At 54.2% G+C, this 22,019-nt stretch carries 21 protein-coding genes; 14 read left to right on the top strand and 7 right to left on the bottom strand.

Annotated elements, in window-relative coordinates; genetic code table 11:
• Window positions 1–101: 101 nt before the first annotated feature.
• Window positions 102–1,502, bottom strand: coding sequence for a class II fructose-bisphosphate aldolase (locus tag QML71_RS07695; RefSeq protein ID WP_282011340.1), 1,401 nt, complete (start codon window positions 1,500–1,502; stop codon window positions 102–104).
• A 569-nt stretch (window positions 1,503–2,071) separates the two neighbouring features.
• Between QML71_RS07695 and QML71_RS07690 the strand changes: the two genes are divergently transcribed.
• From QML71_RS07690 to QML71_RS07670, 5 genes are all read left to right on the top strand, one after another.
• Window positions 2,072–4,141 carry a universal stress protein gene (locus QML71_RS07690; RefSeq protein ID WP_282011339.1) on the top strand — a complete coding sequence of 690 codons (2,070 nt, stop codon included), beginning with the start codon at window positions 2,072–2,074 and terminating at the stop codon, window positions 4,139–4,141.
• A 158-nt stretch (window positions 4,142–4,299) separates the two neighbouring features.
• Window positions 4,300–6,036, top strand: a complete 1,737-nt coding sequence (locus QML71_RS07685; RefSeq protein WP_282011338.1) for an ABC transporter ATP-binding protein — start codon at window positions 4,300–4,302, stop codon at window positions 6,034–6,036.
• A 10-nt stretch (window positions 6,037–6,046) separates the two neighbouring features.
• Window positions 6,047–7,093, top strand: coding sequence for a 3-oxoacyl-ACP synthase III (locus tag QML71_RS07680; RefSeq protein ID WP_282011337.1), 1,047 nt, complete (start codon window positions 6,047–6,049; stop codon window positions 7,091–7,093).
• Window positions 7,087–7,977 (top strand): alpha/beta fold hydrolase, encoded by an 891-nt coding sequence (locus QML71_RS07675; protein WP_282011336.1) that lies wholly within the window; start codon window positions 7,087–7,089, stop codon window positions 7,975–7,977. The genes QML71_RS07680 and QML71_RS07675 overlap by 7 nt, the downstream gene beginning before the upstream one ends.
• A 95-nt stretch (window positions 7,978–8,072) precedes the next feature.
• Window positions 8,073–8,495 (top strand): MerR family transcriptional regulator, encoded by a 423-nt coding sequence (locus QML71_RS07670; RefSeq protein WP_282011335.1) that lies wholly within the window; start codon window positions 8,073–8,075, stop codon window positions 8,493–8,495.
• A gap of 124 nt (window positions 8,496–8,619) precedes the next feature.
• On the opposite strand, the gene ahcY is transcribed toward QML71_RS07670, so the two are convergent.
• Complete coding sequence (gene ahcY / locus QML71_RS07665; RefSeq protein WP_282011334.1) at window positions 8,620–9,924, bottom strand: adenosylhomocysteinase; 1,305 nt, start codon at window positions 9,922–9,924, stop codon at window positions 8,620–8,622.
• Window positions 9,925–10,130: 206 nt separating this feature from the next.
• Between ahcY and QML71_RS07660 the strand changes: the two genes are divergently transcribed.
• From QML71_RS07660 to QML71_RS07650, 3 genes are all read left to right on the top strand, one after another.
• Complete coding sequence (locus QML71_RS07660; protein ID WP_282011333.1) at window positions 10,131–10,406, top strand: septation protein SpoVG family protein; 276 nt, start codon at window positions 10,131–10,133, stop codon at window positions 10,404–10,406.
• Between the two features lie 94 nt (window positions 10,407–10,500).
• Window positions 10,501–11,124 (top strand): hypothetical protein, encoded by a 624-nt coding sequence (locus QML71_RS07655; RefSeq protein WP_282011332.1) that lies wholly within the window; start codon window positions 10,501–10,503, stop codon window positions 11,122–11,124.
• Between the two features lie 24 nt (window positions 11,125–11,148).
• The gene (locus QML71_RS07650; protein ID WP_282011331.1) at window positions 11,149–11,493 is read left to right on the top strand and encodes a hypothetical protein; all 345 of its coding nucleotides are present in this window, start codon (window positions 11,149–11,151) and stop codon (window positions 11,491–11,493) included.
• A gap of 57 nt (window positions 11,494–11,550) precedes the next feature.
• On the opposite strand, the gene QML71_RS07645 is transcribed toward QML71_RS07650, so the two are convergent.
• Together QML71_RS07645 and QML71_RS07640 are read right to left on the bottom strand one after the other, a co-directional pair.
• Window positions 11,551–11,847 carry a HigA family addiction module antitoxin gene (locus QML71_RS07645; protein WP_282011330.1) on the bottom strand — a complete coding sequence of 99 codons (297 nt, stop codon included), beginning with the start codon at window positions 11,845–11,847 and terminating at the stop codon, window positions 11,551–11,553.
• Window positions 11,848–12,256: 409 nt separating this feature from the next.
• Window positions 12,257–15,091: a sigma 54-interacting transcriptional regulator gene (locus tag QML71_RS07640; protein WP_282011329.1), complete on the bottom strand. Its 2,835-nt coding sequence runs from the start codon at window positions 15,089–15,091 to the stop codon at window positions 12,257–12,259.
• Window positions 15,092–15,337: 246 nt separating this feature from the next.
• Here QML71_RS07640 and flgB point away from each other — a divergent pair, with 246 nt between their 5' ends.
• From flgB to QML71_RS07625, 3 genes are all read left to right on the top strand, one after another.
• Window positions 15,338–15,763 (top strand): flagellar basal body rod protein FlgB, encoded by a 426-nt coding sequence (gene flgB / locus QML71_RS07635; protein ID WP_282011328.1) that lies wholly within the window; start codon window positions 15,338–15,340, stop codon window positions 15,761–15,763.
• Between the two features lie 79 nt (window positions 15,764–15,842).
• Entirely contained in the window at window positions 15,843–16,163 is a 321-nt protein-coding gene (fliE, locus tag QML71_RS07630; RefSeq protein ID WP_282011327.1) for a flagellar hook-basal body complex protein FliE, read from the top strand.
• Window positions 16,164–16,350: 187 nt separating this feature from the next.
• Window positions 16,351–16,812 carry a hypothetical protein gene (locus tag QML71_RS07625; RefSeq protein ID WP_282011326.1) on the top strand — a complete coding sequence of 154 codons (462 nt, stop codon included), beginning with the start codon at window positions 16,351–16,353 and terminating at the stop codon, window positions 16,810–16,812.
• 48 nt (window positions 16,813–16,860) lie between these two features.
• On the opposite strand, the gene QML71_RS07620 is transcribed toward QML71_RS07625, so the two are convergent.
• On the bottom strand, window positions 16,861–17,727 hold the full coding sequence (locus tag QML71_RS07620; RefSeq protein ID WP_282011325.1) for a sulfurtransferase: 867 nt from the start codon (window positions 17,725–17,727) through the stop codon (window positions 16,861–16,863).
• Window positions 17,728–18,051: 324 nt separating this feature from the next.
• On the opposite strand from QML71_RS07620, the gene QML71_RS07615 reads away from it, so the two are divergent.
• The 3 genes from QML71_RS07615 to QML71_RS07605 all read left to right on the top strand — a co-directional run bounded on the left by QML71_RS07615 (window position 18,052) and on the right by QML71_RS07605 (window position 20,046).
• Entirely contained in the window at window positions 18,052–18,873 is an 822-nt protein-coding gene (locus tag QML71_RS07615) for a hypothetical protein (protein ID WP_282011324.1), read from the top strand.
• A gap of 74 nt (window positions 18,874–18,947) precedes the next feature.
• Window positions 18,948–19,268 carry a LapA family protein gene (locus tag QML71_RS07610; RefSeq protein ID WP_282011323.1) on the top strand — a complete coding sequence of 107 codons (321 nt, stop codon included), beginning with the start codon at window positions 18,948–18,950 and terminating at the stop codon, window positions 19,266–19,268.
• Between the two features lie 16 nt (window positions 19,269–19,284).
• Window positions 19,285–20,046, top strand: a complete 762-nt coding sequence (locus tag QML71_RS07605) for a phytanoyl-CoA dioxygenase family protein (protein WP_282011322.1) — start codon at window positions 19,285–19,287, stop codon at window positions 20,044–20,046.
• Window positions 20,047–20,049: 3 nt separating this feature from the next.
• Here the strand turns inward: QML71_RS07605 and QML71_RS07600 are convergent, their stop codons facing one another.
• A complete protein-coding gene (locus QML71_RS07600) occupies window positions 20,050–21,108 on the bottom strand; it encodes an agmatine deiminase family protein (RefSeq protein WP_282011321.1) in 1,059 nt (352 codons plus the stop codon).
• The gene (locus tag QML71_RS07595) at window positions 21,098–21,988 is read right to left on the bottom strand and encodes a carbon-nitrogen hydrolase (protein ID WP_282011320.1); all 891 of its coding nucleotides are present in this window, start codon (window positions 21,986–21,988) and stop codon (window positions 21,098–21,100) included. The genes QML71_RS07600 and QML71_RS07595 overlap by 11 nt, the downstream gene beginning before the upstream one ends.
• Window positions 21,989–22,019 lie beyond the last annotated feature (31 nt).

Raw genomic sequence — 22,019 nt, 5'->3', positions numbered from 1 at the left:
TGGAGAGAGTGCTAGGATTCTAAGGTGAAGCCGTTCGTTCGGCAGAATGCAAAAATCCCCTCCCGGTGCACGACGCGGACCGGAAGGGGATTTTTTTTGTTTCAGGCGTGTTCCAGTTCGTTCTGAAGATCGGGGGCGACGGTGACGGACTGCACCGTGGCGTCCACGTATTGCCGGGTGTCGTTGGCTTTGAGTTGTTCGAACAGAAAATGGAACTTGTCCTCAAGCTCTTTGCCGATCTTTGCTTTGATGTCGTCCGGCAGGTTCCAGAACCGTTCCTTGAACGGGTTGCCGAACCCTTTTTTGCGGGTCTTGTAGATGAACTGTTCGTCTGTCCAGTTGGCTTTTTTCTCATCGGCAAACTGTTTGCGCAGGTAGTCGTAGATTTCCTGCTTGAGGGTCTGCGGGAAATGGGTGCTGTCGTAGATCATGTTCTGGAAGTTGGTGGCCAGATGGATCTCCGCGGTTTCCAGCTCCGGAAATTTATGGAACATTTCCGCGGGCAGGGTGGAGGCGCCGTGCTGCACCGCCCCGGCCAGGTGGTACTGCTCGCGTGAGATTTGCGACAGTTTCTCCAGTGTTTCGAAATCGAGCTGCACATCGGCCACCGACCCGTCCGCCAGCGGCACGCCGCCGTGTTCGGTTCCCGTCTGGATGGAGATTTTGCTGATGGTCTTGTATTGCGGATTGACTGCGGCCAGTCTTTCGTTGAAGTTGTCCATGTAGGCGCGCAGTTCCTTCTCGTTGCTGTTCTCTTTGCCGACCTCGCCGATCTCGCCGCCGACGGAGACCGTCACGCCTTCCGGTTCCAGCTCGCGGATGAATTGGGTCAGTTCCACACCCACCTCAAAGTTGAGCCGCTGCTGCTCTTTCACATCTTCCGGTTCCAGCGTCACCAAAGTGGAGGTGTCGATGTCGATGTTGTAGAACCCGGCCAGCAGGGCGTCCCGGATGAGGTCCTTGAGGCCTTCGATCTCCTTGTCGCGATTTTCATGGAATTTCTGGGCATTGACCTGAAAGTGGTCGCCCTGGATGAAAACCGGGCCCCGGTATTTTTCCTTGATCGCCGCTGCCAGCACCACGGCTGCGTATTCGTGCGGGCGCTGATGGGTGTAGCCGATTTCAGATTTGGCGATCTCAAAGATGAACGCGCCGGCCCGGCAGGCCTGAGCGGTACGGAAAATGGCCCGGCAGGTCTCGTAGGTCATGCCCCGGATATTGATGGCGGGAACCGTGTAACCTTTGTTTTTACCCTGGCCGCGGGCCTCATACAGGTCCTGGATGGAGGCGGGGACGATCCCCTGCTGTGCGGCCAGGCTCTTGATGGCAAATCGGGATCGGCCCCGGATTTCTGCGGTCGGATTGAGGACGGCGTTGTGGACAAGGCGGTCCAAAGCCTTGTCCCGTAAGGCATCTTCATTTTCAAGGTGGACGTCACTATTATTGCAAGAGGCCGCGCCTTTGAGATGGTCGATCAAATCCTGTTTTGTGGAAAACAACATCGAATTTTCCTCCTGTATCCTTGCCCCGGCGGAGAGGGTGCCCGAAGTGGATACAAGTAATTGTAAAATAGTGGATTAAGGCGGTTCCCATTGAGTTGGAAGAGTGCGTGGGATCACCGGCCCCCCACCGGTGTAAAAACCCTGGATGGCTCTGGATCGCACCACGCTCAGGTCGATTTTTCCCGATTATATACCATAAGAACTTTTCTTTGCAGGAAGAAATTTTGAATAAAAAGGGCTTCCCCCCGGTTTTATGGCTTATAGTGAGTGCCTGGCCTTTAAGATCGAACCGGTGTTGTGGCACTGCCGGGCAACCTAAAAAGGAGTGGATATAGACTTCTTTCCTAGGCGGGGCGAATGCGGCCAGAGCTTTTAAAAACATTGGGGTTTTCAGTTGACAGTCCCCGAAATTTTGTTAGAATTCCGACTGATTTCACTTCCGCGCCATGGAGTATTGACTCGCATAGGTTGGGACTCTAAACCAAATCAAATTAAGTCCTTATATATAGATTCCGTTAGAAGTATTTGCCATACATATACATAGGTAATTTTAGGGAGAACAGAACCCCATGTTTAAAAATATCTACGTTCCGGTCGATAATTCCGACTATTCGAACGAGTGTGTTGACCTGGCGTTGGAATTCGCCAAGGGAACCGATGCCACGATCATCTCCAGCCACGTTTACGCTGCCAAGATGCACGATGTCCGTTTTCGGCAGATGGAGAGCGGCTTGCCTGAAGAGTATCAGGATGAGCAGGAGTTGGAGAAACAGCGCGCCATCCATGACCAGTTGATCACCAAGGGCATGGAAGTCATCACGGACTCTTATCTGGACGTTCCCAAATTCAAGAGCAAGGCGCGCAACATCCCGTTCATCGGGAAGTCGTTGGAAGGCCGCAACTGGATTGAGCTGGTTCGTGACATTAAAGAGTCGAATTACGATCTGGTCATCATGGGTGCTCTGGGACTGGGAGCCATCAAGGACAGCCAGATCGGCACCGTCACGGAGCGCGTGATCCGGCGCATCAACACCGACACGCTGATCGTCAAGAATGTACCCGCGATCCACAGTGAAAAGCCCTCGAGTGGCAAGATCGTCGTCGCGGTGGATGGCAGCGGTCATTCCTTCGGCGGTTTGAAGACCGCCATTGACATGGCCAAGCAGACCGGTCGTCCGCTGGAAGTCATTTCCACCTTCGACCCGTATTTCCATTACGCCATGTTCAACAGCCTCACCGGTGTTCTGTCGAAAGACGCCGCCAAGGTGTTCAAGTTCGAACAGCAGGAAAAACTGCACGAGGACATCATCGACAAGGGACTGGCCAAGATTTATCAGTCGCACCTTGAGGTGTCCCGCAAGATCGTCGAAGACGAAGGGCTGGAGTGCACGGCGCGTCTGCTCGACGGCAAGGTGTTCGAAAAAGTTCTCCAGTACGCCCGCGAAGAAAACCCCTGGGTTCTCATCCTGGGCCGCATCGGCGTGCACAGCTCGGAAGACATGGACATCGGTGGCAACACCGAAAACCTGCTTCGCCTCGTTCCCTGTAACGTCCTGCTTTCCAGCCGCGTGTACAAGCCGCCGGTTGATATGCAGGCGGAAGAGAGCATTGAGTGGACCGCGGAAGCCAAGGAACGTCTCAAGAAAATTCCGGGATTCGTTCGCCCCATGGCGACCGCCGCCATTCTGCGCTATTCCCTGGAGCGCGGTCACAGCATGATCACCTCCAGCGTCATCACCGAAGCGTGTGAAAGCATCTTGCCCGCCGGAGCCATGCAGGCCATGTACAATATTGGCGACCAGATGCGCGACAAGATGGCAAAGGGTGAGGATCCGCTGGAAGGCATGATCGATGACCGGCAGCATGAACTCGAAAAGAAATATGCCGAGGAAGTGGCCAAGGTGGAAGCTGAAGAGGCCAATAAGCCGAAGACCCTGAAATGCTCCAGTTGCTCCACCTACCTGGGTATGGGCACCGTCAAGTGCGGCGTGTGTGGCGCCGAAGGTGCCGCGCTGGTTCCGGTAGATATGTCCGGCTTCCAGGCAGGTGAGGCGGAGCAGAGCGAGTCCACCACGGTGACGACGTTCGACTCCACCGAAGTGACGTGGACCAAGGAAGCGCAGGATCTGGTTGAGACGTTCCCGCAGGGTCACGTTCGCCGCCGGGCGCATGCGCGCATCGAAAAGAACGCACGCATCCAGAAAGTCGATACCATCACCAAGGCGTTTGCTGAGAAAATCCTCAACGAAAAAGCCGATGGTCGCAAAGAAGTCGCAGTTGCGGAAACGCCAGGCAACGGTGGCAATGGTAAAGAAACCGGCAACGGGAACGGCGATAAGGGTCACCTTCAAGCTTATGGCGATCCCGCTCTGTTCCCCGGCAAAAACTTCTCCAAAGGCCCGGTCGATCCGACCCGGTTCCTGTGGACGGAAGATGCCATTGCCCGGATTGAGCAGGTGCCCCAGGGCTTCATGCGGGAAAACACCCGTGAGCGGGTTCTGGACTATGCCAACCATTTCAATTTGATGGAGATCGATCTCGATACCTGTCAAAAGGGAATTGAAGAATCCATCAAGGTCATGACTGAGATGATCAACAGTGGGGCGACCTTGGATGATTTTCTGCCGCAAAAGAAATAAGGACTGAAGCCCTCAGCTTTATTTCGAAAGGCGTTGCACGGCGTGCAATCGTTAAAAATGTGCAGATCAAGCCCCTGTCCGTTGATAACCGTCAACGGCCAGGGGCTTTTTTATGACCCCGTCTTGACAACACACAGCCTCCTCCGCATCCTGACAACATGAAAAAGGCAACCATCTACCAGCGACTGGTCCATTATCTTCTTCCCTATAAAGGGAAAGTGATCCTGACGTTGCTGACGTCTGTCCTGGTTGGAGCCCTCTCCACGTCTCCCGTCCCGTTGGTTCAGCAGACCTTCGACAAGATTTTTGTCGAAAAAGATTACTTCATGCTGAAGATGTTGCCCTTGATCGTCATTGCGCTTTACCTGACCAAGGGAGTTCTGCGCTATATACAGAGCGTCATCATTTTTCAGATCGGCTGGGAACTGGTGGCGAAGATTCGTCTGGAAATGTTTCAGCACATTCACAAACTGCCTTACGGTTTTTTTGAAAAAGACACTACGGGTCAATTGATGTCGCGCCTCGTCAACGACGTCAACGCCATGCTGTTGTCGCTCACCAAGTACATCAAGGACACCATTCAGAGTGTGGTGATGTTCATCGGCCTGCTGTTCTGGGTGTTTTGGCTGAAATGGGATTGGGCCCTCATCGCCATTTTTGTGATCCCGGTGGCTTTGGTCCCGACCGGCATGGTCGCCCGCAAGTTGAGGAAACTGGGACGGCGTGGGCAGGAACTGCTGGCGGACATCAACTCCACCATGCTGGAATCCATTTCCGGCATCAAGGTCGTGCGTGCGTTCGGACTGGAAGAGCAGGAAGATAAAAAACTGGAACGGCACAACGATGAGTTCCTCAAAATCATGAAGAAGGACGTCCGTTATACCGAGTTCACATCCCCGATGATGGAAGTGCTGGCGGTGCTCGGTGGCTCGGTGGTGTTGTGGCTGGGAGGATTTGAAGTGCTGGAAGGGGAGATCACCCAGGGAGCCTTTTTCGCTTTCGTGCTCGGCATGTTCATGATGTACGATCCCATGCGCATTCTTTTCAAAACTTATACCGATTCGCAGAAAGCGGTGGCGGCCGCCGAGCGCGTGTTTTCCGTCCTCGATACGGAAGAAGAAAAAGCAAACGACGGCACGTTGGATTTGACGGAATTTCAGGACCGCATCGAATACCGCAATGTGGGCTTCAAGTACCCGACCCGCGATACGATGGTGCTGAGCGATATCAACCTGACGGTGAAAAAATCGGAGGTGCTCGCCATCGTTGGCATGAGCGGCGCGGGCAAGACCACACTGGTGGACCTGCTGTTCAAATTTTTCAACGTAACGCAGGGAGAAATTCTCATTGATGGCGTGAACATCAATGACATCAGTTCACAGTCTCTGCGACGCAACCTGGCGCTGGTGACGCAGGAAACGTTTTTGTTCAACGACACCATCTGGGCGAACATCGGCTACGGCAATCCCGATGCGACGAAGGACGATATCGTGCGCGCCGCCAAGGCCGCCCACGTGGACACGTATGTGCAGGCATTGGACGATGGCTATGACACGGTGATCGGTGAACGCGGGCTGAAACTGTCCGGAGGACAACGGCAGCGCATTGCCATTGCCCGCGCCATTGTCCGCAACGCTCCGATTCTGGTTCTGGACGAAGCCACCTCGGCGCTCGATTCCGAATCTGAAAAACTGGTGCAGGATGCCCTGAACAATCTCATGGAACACCGCACCACCTTTGTCATCGCACACCGGTTTTCCACCATCAAGCATGCCGATCGCATCATCGTGATGGAACATGGAAAAATGGTGGGGCAGGGCAACCACGAGCAGTTGCTGGAACAGTGCCCGCAGTACCAGAAGTATTACGAGATGCAAATCATCGGCTCCGCATGAGGAAGGCATTATGCGATTTGAAAACGTTTGCATCGAAGCGATAGGCCATCACCTCCCCGAAAACATCGTCAAGTCGGACGACCTGGAACGCCGCCTCGGCCCTTTGTACGACAGGTTCAAACTTTCCGTTGGACGATTGGAGTTGATGAGTGGCATCCGCGAGCGCCGCTTCTGGGACAAGGGTGTGTTTCCCAGCGCGGTGGCTTCGAAAGCCGGAGAGGATGCGCTGGCCCGCACCCCGATGGACCGCAACGAAATCGGATGCCTCATCTGCGGCTCGGTGAGTCGCGATTTTCTGGAGCCTGCCACGGCCTCCGTTGTGCACAACAGCCTCAAGCTCCGGCCCGATTCCATTTTTTATGACGTGTCCAACGCCTGTTTGGGTGTTCTCAACGGCATGATCCAGGTGGCGAACATGATCGAGTGCGGACAGATTCGCGCCGGGCTCATCGTTTCCGGAGAAAATGGCGGCCCTCTGGTCGATCACACCATCGAAACGTTGTTGGCCGACCCCAACCCCACGCGCAACAAAATCAAGTCCGCGTTTGCTTCCTTCACCATCGGTTCCGCCGCGGTCGCCGTCCTGTTGGCGCACAAAGACCTGGCCACCACCGGGCATCGCTTGATCGGCGGCGCTTACCAGTCGGCTACGCAGTTCAACCATCTTTGCCAGGGCAATCAGGATTCCGGCATGGGCGGAGACGCGGCGCCGTTGATGGAAACCGATTCCGAAACCCTCATGCAGGAAGGGTGTGAGCTGGCTCGCCAAACCTGGGACGTGATGAAACATAATTTGAATTGGGGCAACGATGATGTCGATCGCGTGTTCTGTCATCAGGTGGGCCACCTGCACCGCAAGTTGCTCTATGAAACATTGCAGCTGAACCTCGATAAGGATTTCTCCACGCTGGAGTTTCTAGGCAATACCGGTTCCGCTGCCCTGCCGGTGACGCTGGCGCTGGGCGATGAACAGGGCGTCATCCTGCCGGGCCAGAAGGTGGGGCTGCTCGGAATCGGCAGCGGCTTGAGTTGTGTCATGCTGGGGGCGGAATGGTGACCGATGTCTGCCTCGACGAGCTCAAAAACATCTATCCCTTCGAGTCGCATTATCTCGACCTGAATGAACTCCGCTATCACTACCTCGACGAAGGCCAGGGTGAAACCCTGCTCATGCTGCACGGCAATCCGACCTGGTCGTTTTATTACCGCAACCTGGTTCGCGGTTTGCGCAGCCAGTACCGCTGCGTGGTGCCGGATCACATGGGCTGCGGCCTTTCCGACAAACCTCAAGATTATAATTACACGCTCAGCCAGCATATTGACAACCTCGAGCGTTTGATCGAGAAGTTGAGCCTCGATAACATCACTCTCGTCATGCACGACTGGGGCGGCGCCATTGGCATGGGACTTGCCGTACGGCACCCGGAAAAAATCAAACGGCTGGTGCTGTTCAACACCGCCGCGTTTCGGACGGACCGCATTCCTTTCAGCATCAACTTGTGCCGCCAACCGGTGATCGGTCCGGTGGCGATTTTAAATTTTAATTTGTTTGCGCGCATGGCCCTGGTCTGGGCATGCAGGCAACGTGATCGCATGACCGCTGAAGTGAAACGGGGCTATCTCGCTCCTTACAATAGCGTCGAAAACCGCATCGCCACGTTGCGGTTTGTGCAGGACATTCCGATGCATCCTGCAGTCCCCAGTTATCCGGTGGTGGAGCACATCGAATCCAAACTCGGTTTTTTTCGTGACCGGCCGGTGCAACTGATATGGGGAATGAAGGATTTTTGCTTTAATGATTATTTCCTGCAACGCTGGAAAACCTATTTCCCCGAAGCGGAAATCCATCAAGTGGAAGAGGGGGGTCATTATATTGTGGAAGACGCGTATGAAGAGATCATTCCGTGGATGATCCAATTTTTCAAAAGGAACGCCATTTGAAAACTTAAAATCCATCTTTTTAGGGTGGCCTGCTTGGAAAATGTTTGACCCCGTTTCAGAGTACAGGGACTATATTCTAAGTGGAGGGCCTTCTCATGGACACTTATACCCGGAGTCAGTTGGCAAAGTTGGTGAGAGTGAACAAGGAAACCCTGCGTTACTATGAAACCCGCAACCTGATCGATCCCCCCCTGCGTTCCCGTTCCGGTTATCGCCTGTACAGCCAGGAAGACGCGAAACGCATCTTGTTTATCAAGAACGCCCAGAAGCTTGGTTTTTCCCTCGATGAAATTTCTGAAATTTTAAACCTTCAGGTCAATAAAAAGCAGACGGCTGCCACGGTCCTGAATAAAGCACGGGTCAAAAGGCAGGCCATTGATAACCGGATTGAGAAGTTGAATGATTTGCGCCAGGCCATCGATGGTTTGATTGCGGCCTGCGAAAAAAATGAAACGCATCACCCCCGCCCCATCCTGGCGTTTTTTGAAGAGGATAGATTTTTATCCGACGATATCTAGGAGGCGGAGAGTTATAGATTGGATGGAGTCCGAATCCGTAACGAAACCCGGATCAAAATCTGAAACCAAAAAAAACGGCGTCCCCAAAGGGACGCCGTTTCTCTTATTTAAGATGCTTCCGGTATTAGTACCGGTAGTGATCCGGCTTGTAAGGACCGCCGACGGGAATGCCCAGGTAGTCAGCCTGCTTGTCGGTCAGTCGCGTCAGTTTGACGCCCAGCTTTTCGAGATGCAGACGCGCCACTTCCTCGTCCAGATGTTTGGGCAGCGTGTACACGCCGAGCTCGTATTTCTTCGTGTACAGTTCGATCTGCGCCAGCACCTGATTGGTGAAGGAAGCGGACATGACGAACGAAGGATGCCCGGTGGCGCAACCCAGGTTCACCAGCCGGCCTTCCGCCAGCAAAATGATGAAATGCCCGTCCGGGAAGGTGTACTTGTCCACCTGCGGCTTGATCTCTTCCTTCTTGATGCCCTTGAAGTTGTTCAACTGCTCCACCTGGATCTCACAATCGAAATGGCCGATGTTGCACACGATCGCCGTGTCCTTCATCTTTTCCATGTGATCGATGCGGATGATGTCCTCACAACCCGTCGTCGTGACGTAGATGTCGGCTTCCGGCAGGGCGTCTTCCAAACTTGTCACTTCATAGCCTTCCATCGCCGCCTGCAGGGCGCAGATGGGATCGATTTCCGTGATCAACACGCGAGCGCCGTAAGCGCGCATGGACTGCGCACAGCCCTTGCCGACGTCGCCGTAGCCTGCAATCACCACCACCTTGCCCGCGACCATGATGTCGGTGGCGCGCTTGATGCCGTCGGCGAGGGATTCGCGGCAACCGTACAGGTTGTCGAACTTGGATTTGGTGACGGAATCGTTGACGTTGATGGCCGGCGATTTCAGCGAGCCGTTCTTCATCATTTTGTACAGCTTGTGCACGCCCGTCGTCGTCTCTTCGGAGATGCCCTTGATGTTCGGCAGCATTTCCGGATGCTTGTCGTGGACGTAGCCGGTCAGGTCGCCGCCGTCGTCGAGAATCATGTTGGGACCTTCGTCGAACAGCAGAGTCTGGCCGGTGCACCACCAGTATTCCTCTTCCGTCATGCTTTTCCAGGCGAACACCGGGATACCGGATTTGGCGATCGCGGCCGCGGCATGATCCTGCGTGGAGAAGATGTTGCAGGACGCCCAGCGGATTTCAGCACCCAGTTCGGCGAGGGTTTCGATCAGCACGGCGGTCTGAATGGTCATGTGCAGCGACCCTGCAATGCGAGCGCCTTTCAGGGGTTTGTCTTTACCGTATTTTTCGCGGAGCGCCATGAGACCCGGCATTTCTTTTTCGGCAATGATGATTTCCTGCCGTCCCCAATCCGCAAGGGACAGGTCTTTCACTTTATAGTTTTCCGCGGCGGCTACAGTAGAACTCATGTATAACTCCTTGAAATTTTTGGGACAAATATTAAAAATGATTTAAAATCGAAATCGTGAAATACGATGTCAAACCGTGAATACGGATAGCACCGGAGACCGTAAATAATTGTAATTTAGGTATTTGGAAGAAATGCGGTGCGTCAATAGGTGACATATTGTAACAAATCGGCCCGCCAAGATCAAATCGCCACAGGAAAAATCCCATGACCATCACCAAAACGATCGTTTATCCCTTCGAGCCGGGAGAGCCTTACAAGGATTTAAAAGCCTATGCGGAGGTGACGCTGGAGGGAGTGCTGACCATCAAAGGCATCCAGATTTACAAAAAATCAAACGGCGCAATGTACATTCAACTGCCCAGCCAGGTGGGGAAGGACGGCCAGTACAAAGACCTCATCATCGCCGAAACTCCCGCCTTCAAAAAACACCTCCGCGACACCATCGTCGCGGCGTATAAGGCGGAGACGGGGGAGGGGTGATGGGTGAAATTTTCGTTACTATGCTGTAGAGTCAAATTTCCACATAGCGAAACTTTTGGTTCTGGTGAATTTCAACAAATAGGGGGGGTGAATTATGAAAAGAGGATTTTTGTTAATGGCCTTGACATGTTTTCTCTTTGCTTGTGGGCCTACACATTTTGCAACCTATGATATTGGGTTGAAGGAGGTAGAGCGTCCTGCGGATGCTAAAGAACGATATGGAAAACCCAAAATCATTCGGTTTAAAGACGAAGGCAAAACAAAATACAGTTTTGAAGATGGTCTTATCAAAATTGTTTGGTTGCCTACATCATCTCAATTTGATTTTGTATTGACCAACAAGACATCGCATTCAGTGAAGATTAATTGGGATGAGGCGGTATATGTTGATCAATCGGGCCGGAGCAAAAGGGTTATCCATAGCGGAGTTAAGTATGTTGATCGAAATAGTCCGCAACCACCAACGGTTATCGTAAGAGGAGCTACCATTTCAGACATGGTGTTTCCAGCTGACAATATTTATTATGTAAGTGGCCAATATGGGGGATGGCGCGAAGATCCCTTATTTCCCAGTTATGGTATGGGAGCAGAAGAAGTAGATCAAAAGGCAAGCGGTTTGGTAGGGAAAAATGTCCAGGTTTTATTGCCCATAAAAATTGAAGATGTTGTGAATGAGTATATTTTTACCTTTTCCATAGATGGGTACGAGATTAAATGAGTAGATGTTAAACATGGGAAAAGCATGAGTGAAAAAGAAATCATTCGAGTCTTAGAGCTTGCTGAGGAAGGTAAATTACCAGATCGCATAAATAATGACACTTCAACCGTGTCTGTTGAAACAATAAGAGAGCTTCATGAAGGTGGATTTTTGGAAGCGATTGATGCATCAAGTCAAGATGACATGGAATACCTAGAGCCTCGAATTAATATCTATGGGCGAGAGTATTTGAAAGAACTTAAAGCTCAGCATAATAAGGGGACATCGCATATTTGGCTCAAGAAGGTCGGATTAGGGTTACTTGGCTGGCTTTTTACTATTATTGCTGGGCTTATTGTTGCTTGGTTTTCATGGAAATATTTCAAATAAATGAAAAAATATATAGTGTTAGTGTTTGGCTGACAATTGCCCTTACTGAGGGGCAAGCTAACCCTTCGACTTGACCTTAAGAAGAGGCACGGATTCATGGCCGCGCAGGCTGTGCCACAGGTCCCAGTCGCGTTGCAGGTTCAACCAGAACTCCGGTCCTGTTCCCAATGCCTCGCCCAGTGAAAGCGCGGATTCGGGTGAAACTCCCCGCTTGCCGTGGATGATTTCATTCAGACGTGCGAAAGGCCACCTCAGGTGCTGGGCGAATTTTGTCTGCGTGATCTTTCCCGGTTCCAGAAACTCCTTCAGTAACATCTCTCCTGGATGTGTCGGAGGACGGTTTTTGGGTAGCATCGATTTCATTCCTTTTTTCTTCATAGATTTCTCGTCGTTTTCGATTCCTCCGAGTGATTCCCATATAGCCCGAAAAGCTAACCCCTCCCAGCCCTCCCCTTGAAAAGGGGAGGGGGATTTAAGTTCCCCCTTCTCCGAAGGGGGCTAGGGGGCTTTTTCCTTCGGGTCGTCGTCCTGAACGAAGTGAAGGATGACACTATGATGAAACTTGATGAGCATCGAGATCCCTCACTGCGTTCGGGATTTCAACGGAAGAATCCCCCTAACCCCCTTTACAAGGGGGGACCGATCGGTCTTCTTAGCACCAGGTTGAGGAATGCTTGCAAGGTAACTGAGACCGGTGCCCGCTCTCGGCGCAGCCGGGTATCTGTGTTCATCTGTGTGCATCGGTGGTTAAAAAGTCTTTTCCTCAATTCTCCGAGATTTTCACGGTCTTGTATAAAAAGTTTTTGAAGCTCATGAACTTTTTGCTTTCCTCGGAGTCGGTGCGGAAGTGGTCGGTGCACACGCCCAGCTTCACCGCCAGCCCCGGCAGGTTGGTCTGATACTTCGTCTTTGCCGTCTCGATCACCGTTTTCACCGTGTCGCGCGTCATCTGCTTGGTCTTGAACGGTTCGTAGATGTGCGTCCAGAAGTTGCCGCGCGCGGACTCGATCTCTTCCAGCAGATTCGTCACCTGTCCCACCGGCGCGGCATCGAACGCCGCCGTCTCCACCATGTTTTCCTGATCGCTCGCCGCCAGGTGGTCGCGGGTGATGACGCCGCCCTTGTTGAACATGAGCGCCCGCAGCAGAATGTTTTTCAACTCGCGCACGTTGCCGCGGTAGCTGCGATGTTTCAAATACTCCATGGCGTCCGCTCCCAGCCGAGGGGCCGGGCCTGTCTGGTCGCCGCCCTTATACGTCGTGTACAACCGCCCCAGAAAATGCGTCGCCAGATCGGGGATGTCCTCCCTCCGGTCGTTGAGCGATGGAATTCGAAAACTCAGCGCGTTCAGGCGGTGATAGAGGTCTTCGCGGAAACGGCCGGCCTCGATTTCCTTCAGCAGATTTTTGTTGGTGGCGGCGATGAGGAAGATGCGCGCATAGCACGGCTGGTTTTCGCCGAGGCGCACGAACACGCCGGTGTCGAGGAAGCGCAACAACTGCACCTGCGTTTTGGGATCGATGTCGCCGATCTCGTCGAGGAACACGATGCCGCCGTTGGCTTCTTCCAGAATGCCCTGACGGTTGGAGTCGGCGCTGGTGAACGCGCCTTTCTTGTGCCCGAACAGTTCGCTGTAGGTCAACTCGCCACTGTAGGCGGCGATATTGGTTTTGCGCAGCGGCAATTCGAAATCGGGACGTTTCTTCTGGCGGAACGTCTCCGTTACCCGCGAATAAATGTTGTTGAAGAAAAATTCCTTACCCGCACCGGTCTCGCCCGTGATGAGCAACGACGGTAGGCCCATGAAGGCTTCCGTCTGCGGCGAGCGTTCCCAGTTGAGCATGCGGTTGCAGATGGAGTCCACCACCACGTCGATCTGCTTGACCAGCGTGTGGATCTTTCGGCTGCGGCCGATGACGTTGCCCAGGTAATAGGACGACACGTTGGGATCGCGGTATTCGATCTCGCGTTTCAATACGGTCATGTCCCGGCGCAGGGCTTCGATCTGCAAAAGATGGTTGACCTTCTGGCTGATGAGGCTGGCGATGATCTGCAAAATCTTTTTGTGTTCATCGGTGAAGAAGTTGAGGCGGAAGCTGTCCTGGTTCAACACCCCCAGCACCCGGTTCTGATAAATGATGGGCACTGCCAGCTCCGAGCGGATGGCGGGTGACAGGTTTTTGTAGAAGCCCTGCGTATTGCGCGAATTGCGTACGTCGTTGAGCAGCACCGGTCGCGCCGTGTGGGCGCAATAGCCGTTCATCGATTTCACATCGTCCGGCAGATCGTTGCCGCCGACTTGCAGCGGCATGATTTTGTTTTTTTTCCAGCCGCGCGACTTGGCCCCGATCAGACCGCCGTCTTCATCTTCCACCTGCAACCACGGTTTGCCGTCGATCGTTTGCAGGAGGGCGATGGTGCCGCAGTCGGCGCCGATCAATTCCGATGTCTTCGCCAGGATGCTGTCGAGAAAACGCGGCAGGGAGGTATTCGTGTCCGACAACAATTCCTCAATCTCGCTCAATACCTGGATTTCGATATGCGTCGGGCTTTCTTCGAGGATGATGGTCTCCACCATCGAGGCGTGTTCCTGCAACAAGGTTTTTTCGAACGGGGTGAACTCGTAAGGCTCGCCGGTGTAGTAGTTGATGGCGCAGATGAAGCGGCCCGTCTTTTTGTCGTACTTCGGCACCTGGTAGAGCGAGACCAGGTTGATCTCGCTGGCGATCTCTTTACGCGGAAACTGTTCGTCCATCACGTTCTCGTGATAGATCGAGTTCTGGTTGGGATCGTTCATCACCAGTCCCTGTTTTTTTTCGTAACGGACGATGCGGTTGATCAGGTGGCGGCCTTCCAGTACGTGGATCTGATCGCGTTTGTTGTAGATGTCGGCGTGTTCGATGTTCTTGGAATAGACCGCGAGGATTTCGACGAGGTCGGCCGTTTTGGCGCCGCGCGTTTTCGAATTCTGTTCCGTTGCCGGCACCAGCACCGAAGCGAGGCTCAGTTTTTCGATCAGGTTGACGGCGGAGCGCATCATCATCCACGCGCCTTCTTTCTTGCGCGCGGTGTCGAGGTATTTGGAAAAGGAAATGTTTTGATGGAACCGCTTGGCGCGTTCGATGCCGGCGCTGTTGTCGGCGATGAAAGCGCTGATCTGTTCGATCTGTGCGGGCGTTAAAAACTCCCCATCCTTGTTCCAGTCGAGGTTGATGGTGCCAATGGGGCGCATCTGGTAGGTGATGGGGAACACGGCCGTGGACTGGATGCCGGAGAGCGTCTCGAACGGGTTGCGGAAGTTGGCGACGCCGCCGGGATGCTTCCACGACGCCACCACCGCATTTTCATAAAATGCCTTGGAGGTGATGGACTCCTTGGGCGAAATGTATTTGGTGATGCGGTGGCGGTCCGGATGATTTTCATCGGAGACGTAATGGCAGATCAACATGCCCTCATACAGGTCTTCGAGGTAGATGCGGACCGAGTCGCAGCGGAAAGCATTTTTCAGTCCGCCGGCCATGACGTGCAGGATGTCCGACAGGTTTTCCTTCTGGAACCGTTTCAGATTGGCAGTGAGGGCGTTCAAATCTTGGGTCATGAACAGGCTTTCCAATAAGAGAGTAAGTATTCTACACACATTATACACCGAAGACAGGGCGGCCGAAACGTCAGGAATCCCAACACGATAGGGAAAAATTTTCCCTTAAAATCGCCAAATTTTTGGTGCCGGCCTGTGGGAGTTTTTCCGAAAAACTTATAAATCATTTAAAAATAATGGCTTATATTGAATCGTGTGCCTGTGGCATCCGTTTTGCTAGAGGTAAGGTAAAAGGAGAGTGAATTTATGTTGATCGACCGCTTATTGTTTTCAGATCCCGTACCGCTATTAATGAGTAAGTCGCTGGATTTTCAGTCGCAGCGTCAGTTGCTGGTGTCCAGCAACATCAGCAACATGGATACTCCCGGTTATAAGGCAAAAGACATTGATTTTAAAGGTGCCTTGCAGGATGCCATGGGTTCCGGAGACGGCTTGAACCTGAAAAAAACGCAGTCCGGGCACCTGGGCTCCGGCATGGATTCCCTGCGCAGCCTGCAACCCGAGGTGTATGCGGAACCCGACGCTGCCCGCTCGAATGGCAATAATGTCAATGTTGACAAAGAGATGAGCAAGTTGGCCGAGACCCAGATCGGGTATTCCGCCACCGTGCAGTTGATGAGCAAACGCGGCTCCATCATCCGCACCGCCATCCGCGAAAACGTGCAGGGTTGAGGAGCGGGGACGGGTCGTTAAAGATTGACAAAGCAGCAGGATAGGAATACCTTGATGAGAGGAAATCTGGAGCTGAACGATGGATGACAACACCCTCAAAACCAATCTGAAAAACGTGCTGGGGCCGGGCCTCGGCCAGGTTCACGGTAAGGGTGTGTCGCCTAAAATCGATCCCAATGCGCCGTCGTTCAAGGACACGCTTTCCGAATCCATCAAGCAGGTGGACAGCTTGCAGAAGGAGGCCGACCAGGCGATTGAAAAGCTGGTGTCCGGCGAATCGCAGAATGTCCACGGCGCGATGCTGGCGGTCAGCAAGGCCGATCTCGCATTCCAGATGACCATGCAGGTGCGCAACAAGATCGTCGAAGCCTATCAGGAAGTCATGCGCATGCAGGTTTGAAGGCTGCCGTTTTTAAGTGTTTTCGTCATCCCTCCGCTGGGCCGGGGGGATTTTTTTTTGCCTGAAGCGGGGTCGGTTTGTGCGTTGACAAGGTTGGGCGATTGGTGGATATTTAAGGGATAAATGAAACGAAGCACAGCGGGATCGAGTGTTTTTCCATTATGAGTGAATCCTTCAGGGGGTCCGTATGAAGCGCCTCGTTAATAAAGCGCTCTCGATGGTGGTGGGAGCGGCTGTTTTGGGGATGTTCTCCGTAACGCCTGTCTGGGCGCAGTCGGGAGGGCATGCCAGTGTCGGCCTGGGACATGGAGAAGAAGGCCATCTGCATTTGCAGGAAATGATCAAGCATCTCGAATTCAGTCTGAAAATGGACGATGCGTCGCAGCAGGTGAAGATGCACACGCCGGAAGCCTTGAAGCATGCGCAGGAAGCGTTGCGGCATTACAACGAGGCTCTGGTGCACGCGTCGGAAGCACTGGGGCGTCCGGCCCGCAATCCCATGATGGGTGGTGGCTCCCAACATCAGCAGGAAGGGTCCGACCATTCCCATGAAGAAGGATCGTCGCACGGTGGACCGCAAATGGGCAATCCTTATAGCGGACCGCCCATGGGTTATCCCGAAGGCTCCATGCCGGAAGGTTCACACTGAGCCGATTGAGTTGAAGGGCAGGGGGTAACGCGTTCGTTGGGACAGGCGTCAGGACTCGACGGGCAGGTTTGGGTTGCGGCTCCAGTCCCACCACGAGCCGTCGTAGTTGCGGACATCGTAACCCAGGTAACGGAACACGAAGTACGCCATGCCGGAGCGCACGCCTCCCGTGCAATACACCACCACCTGCTGATCTTTACGCACATTCCATTTTTGGAGCAGCGCCTCCAGGGCATCTCGCGGTTTCAGGCGTCCGTTGGCATCGTAAAATTCGCGCCAGTCGATATGGATCGCCCCCGGAATGTGCCCCCCGCGTGACGAGCCATAGGGGGTGGCCCCGTCAAACTCGTTGCGCTCGCGATTGTCGATCAGGGCCAGCTCCGGCGTGTTGAGCCGCTGCCGGATCCATTCCTGATCCGCATACACCGCGCTGTTGAATTGAATGTCCTCCGCCTTCAAGTCCGATGCGCCCGGTGGCGAAGCCGGGCCCCGTTCGATGGGCAGTCCCTGGCTTTCCCACGCATCGAGTCCGCCTTCCAGCAGTACGGTGCGGGGGAAGCCGTAAAACTCCAGCATCCAGAAAAAACGTCCATCGGTGCGCCACTTGTCAGTGGGGTCGCCGTAAAGAACGATGATTTTGTTTTTATCGATGCCGAGAGCTTTCAATTTGCGGGCAATCGCGTTGCGGTCCTGATCGATGAGCCCGCGCACGCCGGAACGGGTGACGGAATAATCCTGCCAGTCGCCGGTGGACTGGGCTCCGGGAATATGGCCCAGCAGGTAACGCCAGGTCGAGCGCGTGTCGAGCACCACCACCTCGGTTGGAGGCAGGGTGCGTAACGTTTCCAGAGTCAAAAGGGGCGTCTGCGCCGTGTCCGCCCAGGAGGCCGTCCACCCCCCGCAAATCAGGCACATAGCAAGTGCTGTCCACGCGGCCAGAGCCTTTATTTTCCTTGACAAAAAGTGAATTAGACTTGTAATATCATGCTTCATTTTTTTATGCAGCAGCCTTTCATGTTCCGGCGAAGCAAGCATAGGCAATCACCTGAATTTCTCACCATTGTATCTGTTAATGTTTAGAGGCGACAATCATTTTATCAGGTGAGCAAGGACTGTCCCGAGCAGTCGATCCGACATGCGTGAACCCTGAAATGTGGGGCCTGCCGGCTGAATGTGACCAAATTGAAACAATAATGAATTGAACTGGAAGTTCAAAAAGACCGTTATTTTGGAGGATCAATGGCCACGAATGATCAGGACAGCAACCGGGAAAATCCCTCCGGTGGGCAGAGCCCCGAGGACCGTCTCGAAAAAATAAAGCAGGAAGCGCAGGAAGACGCGAGCTCTTTTTACGCCCAGGGCGATAAAGAAGATGAGGGTAACGAGGAAGACGGGTTTGAAAAGCCCGTGGCTTCCGTCGATCCCGAAAAAGAAGAAATGAGCCTGTTGAAAGCCGTTGCCTTCCTGGGATTCGGCATGGCGGCGCTGGCCATCATCTTTATCCTGTTTTTCATTCGTGACCTTGGCAACAAGGTGGGCGATGTGGACGCGGCCGTGCATACCCTCGAACAGAAGTTCGGCCCTCTGCGCCAGGAAGTGGACGAGGAACTCTCCAAGGTCAATAAAGATGTAAGCGATCTCAAAAGCCGGTTCGGCAGTTATGAACGGCAGGTGGTGGTGACGGAGTTGAAACGCGCTCTGGTTTCCATTCAAGGAATCACCGGCAACGCTCCGGCGGATGTGCAGAACAAGTCCGGTCGCGTGATGGCCAGCATCCAGAGCCTTCTCAATGAGCTCGAAGGCAACGCCACCGGTCAGACGACGGCACCGATGACGGCTCCGGTCCCGGAAACCGCACCGGCTCCGATGGAGGAATCGATGGAGACGGGCCAGGCCGCTGAGGAAACCACCGCAATGACCGAGGAAACGGCAAGCGAAGCTCCCGTCGGCCAAATTGAACTTGAATCCGAGTCCCCTGAAGAAGCCGGCGATGAAGAAGAGTCTGCTGAAGAAGAGGAAGAGGAAGAAGAGGACGAGTTTGCTGAAGACGGTATGCAGTAAAATAGATTGAAGACCACGGCTTGGGGTCTTCGGGCCCCGAGCCGTTTTTATTTTATTTTCCTTCCCCGATTGTTATGCCTGCACTCAAGATAGTCATTTTTGTTTTGCTGGCGCTGGTCATTTCCATTTTTGCGGTCAAGAATCTGGATCTGGTGGAAGTGAGCTTTTACGATTTCGGGCTCAATTCCGTCCATATAAAAGTTCCCCTCCTGATCGTCATCCTTGCCTCTCTGGGCTTGGGTTTCCTGCTGGCCTGGGTGGAAGGTTTTTTTGCCAGGATGCGCCTGCAGGCGATCATCCGACGCAAACAAAAAACCATCGAGTCTCTCAATGGCGAGATAGAGACCATGAAAACCAAGGCTCTTCCGGAACTCACCGAAAAAAACGACTCCTGATCACGAATTCAAAGCCATGAATAAAGGTTTGACTCCACAACAGATTGTGGATTTAAAACGGGATGGGTTCCTGTTGCTGTGCAATCCGTTTCCGGACCCGGTCCTCGAGCAATTGCTCGACTGGACCAGTGAGGTGCAAAGCTGGCCGGAAATGCCCGGCAAGCACATGATGTACTTCGAGGACAGCCTCAAAACACCGGGTCAGCGCATCCTGCAGCGGGTGGAAAATCTGTATGCCTACCATGACGGTTTTCGGCAACTGTTCGACAGTAAAGAATTGAAAAGCGTGGTGGACGGCCTGTTCGACGAGCCCTCGATCCTGTTTAAGGACAAGATCAATTTCAAGCTGCCCGGCGGCGATGGATTCAAGTGGCACCAGGATCAGAAGGCGGGGTGGTGGAATTACGCCGATATTTTCATCACGGCACTGGTGTGCATCGATGCCATGACGCCGGAGAACGGTCCGTTGCAGATTGCACGCGGGCATCATCGCAAGGGGCTGATCGGCAAGGATTGGGAACCGTTGACGGAAGGCGAGCTGGAAGGCATGGAATTCGAGACCCTGCCGCTGCAACCGGGGGACATGGTTTTCTTCGATTCCTTTGCGCCGCACGGATCGGGTCCCAATCTCACCAACCTGCCGCGCCGCGTTTTGTACGTGACGTACAATAAAGCGTCAGCAGGCAACCACCGCCAGCAGTATTACGCCGATAAGCGCAAAAGTTTCCCGCCCGATTGCGAACGGGACGCCAGCAAGGAATACACGTTTCGGGTTTGAATTTTAGATCCGGTCGGCCGGTTGCTGCTGGGTGACGCAGTGAAGGGCCCCCAACCCAAGCACAAACTGGTTGCAGGCGACGGGCACAATTTTTCGGTCCGGGAAAAACGTTTTCAGAATTCCTTCCGCCTTGGCATCGCTGGACTGGCCGAACACCGGCAACAGCACACAACGGTTTCCGATATAAAAATTGGCGTGACTGGCAGGCAGACGCTCGCCGTCGAATTCCACCCGCCCCGGCATGGGCAGAGGCAGGGCTTCCAGCGCATTGCCTTGAGCGTCGGTGGCCGATTTCAGAATTTCCTGATTCCGGCGCAGGCAGGCGTGATTGGGGTCTTTCTTGTTGGCGTCGTACGCATAGACGACGGTGGTGGGATTGACGAAGCGCACCAGGTTGTCGATGTGACCGTCGGTGTCGTCGCCTTCCAGATCGCCCTCGAACCATAAGACTCGCGACACGCCGAGGTGGTCCTTCAAGTGATTTTCCATGCGGTCCTGCGTCATCTCCGGATTGCGGTTGGAGTTCAACAGGCAACGTCCGGTGGTGAGGCAGGTGCCGTTGCCGTTGACCTCAATGGCGCCGCCTTCGAGGATGAGATCGGGTTCGAACACCGGCACGCCGAGGCCGCGCGCGATATCCCGTCCGGCGCGGTCATCCAGCTGCGAGGGGTACTTGCCGCCCCATGAGTTGAAGCGCCACACGTTGGCGGCGACGTCACGCAGGTCCCCGTTGTCCCGCACCAGAAAGTTGGGACCGTAGTCGCGAATCCATGAATCGTTGGTCGCCAGGCCGTGAACCTGCACGTCCTTGCCCAGCACGCGGTGTTCCTTCAGCCGCTTTTCGATATGCAACCGGCTTGCCGGGTCGTTGGCCAGAATGTGTACTTTTTCGCCCTCAAGGAGGGCCGCGATCATTTGCAGGTACACCTCTTCAACGTGACGCAGGTCGAGCTCCGGCCAGGTTTCGGGATTGTGCGGCCACGTCAGCCAGGTGGCAGCGTGAGGCTCCCATTCGGCGGGCATGCGAAAGCCCAGTTGTACGGGGGTGGAATCAGCGGTCATTCGAATCGAGATAGAGTCGGGTCAGGTTCTGATAAGCATCCACCCGCCGGTCGCGCAGAAACGGCCAGCCACGACGGGTTTCTTCAATGCGTGCCAGGTCGCAATCGACGACCAGCACTTCCGGGCAATCGTCGGATGCCTGCGCCAGGATTTCTCCCAAAGGATCGCAGACGAAGGAGCGTCCCCAGAACTGGATGTTGTTTTCGCGGCCGATGCGGTTGGCCGCCACGGTGAACACGCCGTTGGCGATGGAATGGGATTTCTGGATCGTTTCCCATGCATGCGCCTGTTTGGAAGCCACCTCGGCATCGAAGTCCTGGAACCCGATGGCGGTGGGGTAAAACAGAAACTGCGCCCCGGACAACGCCGTCAAGCGTGCCCCTTCGGGGAACCACTGGTCCCAGCAGATCAGCACGCCGATCTTCCCGTAACGCGTGTCGATGGCGCGGAAGCCGGTGTCGCCGGGCGCGAAATAAAACTTTTCGTAAAAGCCGGGATCGTCCGGAATGTGCATTTTGCGATACAGACCGGCGGTGGAGCCGTCGGCGTCGAACACCACGGCGCTGTTGTGATACAATCCGGCGGAACGTTTTTCGAAAATAGGGACGATGAGCACCACCGACAACTCCTTCGCCAGCGGTCCCAGCGCTTCCGTGGACGGGCCGGGGATAGTCTCGGCGAGCCGAAAGCGGTCGGCATCCTCCACCTGGCAGAAATAGCGCGACCGGTAGAGCTCCTGCAAACAGACGATCTGGGCTCCCTGCTCGGCCGCGTTGCGGATGCCCCGAACGGCTTCCTGCAGGTTGCTTTCGGTATCGTCCTCGCAGGCCATCTGCACCAGCCCGACTTTAACGATTTCTGACTTGGTATTTGCGCTCATAATTGATTAAAATCAAAATGGTTGTCCCTAT

Origin of the sequence: Nitrospina watsonii, from assembly GCF_946900835.1 — a bacterium.
GTDB lineage: Bacteria > Nitrospinota > Nitrospinia > Nitrospinales > Nitrospinaceae > Nitrospina > Nitrospina watsonii.
This window is presented reverse-complemented; position numbering and strand designations above follow the sequence as displayed.

Coding starts and splice junctions, on each gene's coding strand:
- QML71_RS07695 (WP_282011340.1), bottom strand. CDS start 1,502: ATGTTGTTTTCCACAAAACAGGATTTGATCGACCATCTCAAAGGCGCG.
- QML71_RS07690 (WP_282011339.1), top strand. CDS start 2,072: ATGTTTAAAAATATCTACGTTCCGGTCGATAATTCCGACTATTCGAAC.
- QML71_RS07625 (WP_282011326.1), top strand. CDS start 16,351: ATGAAGCGCCTCGTTAATAAAGCGCTCTCGATGGTGGTGGGAGCGGCT.
- ahcY (WP_282011334.1), bottom strand. CDS start 9,924: ATGAGTTCTACTGTAGCCGCCGCGGAAAACTATAAAGTGAAAGACCTG.
- QML71_RS07610 (WP_282011323.1), top strand. CDS start 18,948: ATGCCTGCACTCAAGATAGTCATTTTTGTTTTGCTGGCGCTGGTCATT.
- QML71_RS07650 (WP_282011331.1), top strand. CDS start 11,149: ATGAGTGAAAAAGAAATCATTCGAGTCTTAGAGCTTGCTGAGGAAGGT.
- QML71_RS07605 (WP_282011322.1), top strand. CDS start 19,285: ATGAATAAAGGTTTGACTCCACAACAGATTGTGGATTTAAAACGGGAT.
- QML71_RS07660 (WP_282011333.1), top strand. CDS start 10,131: ATGACCATCACCAAAACGATCGTTTATCCCTTCGAGCCGGGAGAGCCT.
- QML71_RS07645 (WP_282011330.1), bottom strand. CDS start 11,847: ATGCTACCCAAAAACCGTCCTCCGACACATCCAGGAGAGATGTTACTG.
- QML71_RS07600 (WP_282011321.1), bottom strand. CDS start 21,108: ATGACCGCTGATTCCACCCCCGTACAACTGGGCTTTCGCATGCCCGCC.
- QML71_RS07595 (WP_282011320.1), bottom strand. CDS start 21,988: ATGAGCGCAAATACCAAGTCAGAAATCGTTAAAGTCGGGCTGGTGCAG.
- QML71_RS07655 (WP_282011332.1), top strand. CDS start 10,501: ATGAAAAGAGGATTTTTGTTAATGGCCTTGACATGTTTTCTCTTTGCT.
- QML71_RS07685 (WP_282011338.1), top strand. CDS start 4,300: ATGAAAAAGGCAACCATCTACCAGCGACTGGTCCATTATCTTCTTCCC.
- QML71_RS07680 (WP_282011337.1), top strand. CDS start 6,047: ATGCGATTTGAAAACGTTTGCATCGAAGCGATAGGCCATCACCTCCCC.
- QML71_RS07670 (WP_282011335.1), top strand. CDS start 8,073: ATGGACACTTATACCCGGAGTCAGTTGGCAAAGTTGGTGAGAGTGAAC.
- QML71_RS07620 (WP_282011325.1), bottom strand. CDS start 17,727: ATGTGCCTGATTTGCGGGGGGTGGACGGCCTCCTGGGCGGACACGGCG.
- QML71_RS07640 (WP_282011329.1), bottom strand. CDS start 15,091: ATGACCCAAGATTTGAACGCCCTCACTGCCAATCTGAAACGGTTCCAG.
- fliE (WP_282011327.1), top strand. CDS start 15,843: ATGGATGACAACACCCTCAAAACCAATCTGAAAAACGTGCTGGGGCCG.
- flgB (WP_282011328.1), top strand. CDS start 15,338: ATGTTGATCGACCGCTTATTGTTTTCAGATCCCGTACCGCTATTAATG.
- QML71_RS07675 (WP_282011336.1), top strand. CDS start 7,087: ATGGTGACCGATGTCTGCCTCGACGAGCTCAAAAACATCTATCCCTTC.
- QML71_RS07615 (WP_282011324.1), top strand. CDS start 18,052: ATGGCCACGAATGATCAGGACAGCAACCGGGAAAATCCCTCCGGTGGG.